The sequence below is a fragment of the Ligilactobacillus sp. LYQ135 genome, assembly GCF_053711055.1.
Map to the genome: position 1 here is coordinate 1 of NZ_JBSJYT010000017.1, position 2,657 is coordinate 2,657.

A 2,657-nucleotide genomic window follows, 5' to 3' on the forward strand; every position below is an offset into this window, starting at 1 on the left:
CAACAAAAAACTGTCCCGTTAATACCTCGAGACAGTTTTTTGTTGTACTTAAAAGCTCATATTTTCCGTCTAACAGATTTTATATGCAATTTAATATTTTTATACCTAACAAAAATAGAAGCTCTCAAAAAGCATAATATAGCCATATAAAAGCATAGCTAAAAAGTTAAGAATTATAAAACAACAAACATCTTAATAACCCACTCATTATAACTAATGTTATTATTTAAGTAGTCGATAAAGACTAAAATTTCCCGTATCTTACTTTTACTTATGTCCATAACATATTTCATTATATAAACCTTTTCCCAAAGTCTAATAAATTATTATTAGACTTTTTTATACCTAAATTCTTGGGCAACGTTGCCCAAACCTCCGCAAGCTGATGCCAGCTTGACCGCTTTTACCCCCGCCTTTCAGGAGCGTGGAAAACAAAAGATTTGTTTTCCCTGCTCTTAGGGTCTTTTTTCTTTTCGGTCAAGGGTTGCCTTTCCGCTTTCGCTCCAAGCGTAATGCCCCTTGACTCTCAATTCCACTTGTTCAATCGCTCCGCTTTGAACTCATTTTTCTAATTTTCATTTTGCTAAAATATTTAATTTGCATTTATTAACTCTTATAAAAAATCACTTTATTTTTTATCCTTGAGCGAAGCGAATTTTCTCACACTTTTAAGCACTATTTACATAAAGATTTATCTTTATGTGTATGTGCGCAGTAAAAGCTCGCTTTGCTCATTTACTGATTTCTAAAATTATCCTAAAAGGCGCACTTACACACTCTCATAAATTCGATTGTTTTGTGCTTCTAAATTCGTAAGAGATTTCGCTTCACTCAAACAAAAAACAAACAACAATAACAAAAAAAACAGCATCTAATTAAAATGCTATTTTTCGTTACTTATTCATGCTCTTCTTTATATATTTCTTCATAACAACGTTCACATAAAAAAGACCCTTTATTTTTATAAGATTCAACATCAGAAGAATCAATAATTAATTCTTCACACCGTGAACAAGTATCATATTTTTGAATACATTCCAAACAAATATGTTCCCCACAACTTTTATCATAATATTGAAAACTTTCATCAGCATTAGTACTAATTTCTTTTCCACAAATTGAACAAGTTTCCATAATATCACCTCCTAAACTTAATATACTCTAAACCCAAAAATAATTTTTTCGCAAATTGTCCCACTTGGCAACAACTTCTTCGACAGTTTCTTCTGCACTATTTTCATCAACATTGATTAAATCATCTTCTTTTTTCTTGGAGTCAAACCCTAATTCGTGTCGAATTTCTTTCAAAATACCACCAAATGCAATGGCTCTTGTACCTTTTAACGCCTTTTCCAAGGTTTCAACCACTTTTAAATCACGCTCAACTTCTCCCGTGATTACATCGCTATCTTTAACTTGATACTTCGCCGTTTCATACGCCGAAGCCACTAAACTATTTTTACCCTTTTTTTGATTTGGTTTAATTACTTCAACCCTGACACTTGGCGCATAATCAAGCTTTCTAGCTCGCTGATATAATTTCACCCACTCTTTTTGAGAAATATAACCTGTTCCTTTAAAATAACCAGCTTTTACAAATAAAATAGCGTGCATATGTTGATGATAATCACCACGCTCATCATTAACCGTAATTTCCGTTGATCGCACATACCCCAGTAAATTCTGTTTCACTTTTTTATAATTCATTAATTTGGTAAAAGCCTTAGTCATCTCACGCAAAGCTTGTTTTAAATCTTCACTATCCGCATTTTTCTCCGTTAATGTTAAAAAGATAAACCGCCCTTTTGGCTCTTTTTTAACTGCCTCACTTAAAATTTGCTTTAATTCGCCACTTTGCTTAACTCTTCTTCGCCAATTACACATCGGACACAATCTCCCATGACAGAACCATGTTTGATATAGCTTTAAATGTCTCTGAGAGCCATTTTCAGCCGTTTTACGAAAAGTTAATACATTTCCACACTCTTTTACGTTATGTGCTTTCTTGAACGCTAAAATACGTAAATACTCCGCATACGTCAAATTAGCTAACTTTTTATCTTTCCATGGTCGTTCATTTCCAAATTTATCGACATCTTTTAAAATCTCTTGCATAAAAAAAGTCCTTTCCACCACCCGGCAAAAGAACCTCAATCATTAATTTAATCAAAATAACTTGTTTTTATCGCTATTTACTGATATCATAATAACCGATTTAAGAGTTTTTGTTCCACTGACCGGGTGGAACTATTTTTTTGACCTAATAAATGTAATGTTATGCCTTGATGCTCTAAGTGTCAAGGCTATTTTTGAAAACAAAGTTGTTTCTATATAGTATCAAGACAAGTAGAAATTTTTCCAAAATTGGAAAAATTTAGGGGGAATTCTTCCCCCTTCGCGAAATAAATTTCGCTCCCCTTTACAAAAAATCAACACACCCTCTTGACACACCCCCCCCCCTCATAAATTACAATAAAAAAGTAAAGTATATTTATCATTCCCCCTATGTATGCATACGATAACTATACTTTGAACGCAACAAAAAACTGTCCCGTTAATACCTCGAGACAGTTTTTTGTTGTACTTAAAAGCTCATATTTTCCGTCTAACAGATTTTATATGCAATTTAATATTTTTATACCTAACAAAAATAGAAG

General features: G+C 32.7%; 2 protein-coding genes. Both read right to left on the reverse strand.

Translation table 11 applies throughout. The annotated features are described in order from the left end of the window. Window positions 1-897: 897 nt before the first annotated feature. Window positions 898-1,134, reverse strand: a complete 237-nt coding sequence (locus ACWCL1_RS08875) for a hypothetical protein (protein ID WP_454546557.1) — start codon at window positions 1,132-1,134, stop codon at window positions 898-900. 27 nt (window positions 1,135-1,161) lie between these two features. Further along, entirely contained in the window at window positions 1,162-2,115 is a 954-nt protein-coding gene (locus tag ACWCL1_RS08880; RefSeq protein WP_454546558.1) for a protein rep, read from the reverse strand. Window positions 2,116-2,657: the final 542 nt, after the last annotated feature.

Coding starts and splice junctions, on each gene's coding strand:
- ACWCL1_RS08880 (WP_454546558.1), bottom strand. CDS start 2,115: ATGCAAGAGATTTTAAAAGATGTCGATAAATTTGGAAATGAACGACCA.
- ACWCL1_RS08875 (WP_454546557.1), bottom strand. CDS start 1,134: ATGGAAACTTGTTCAATTTGTGGAAAAGAAATTAGTACTAATGCTGAT.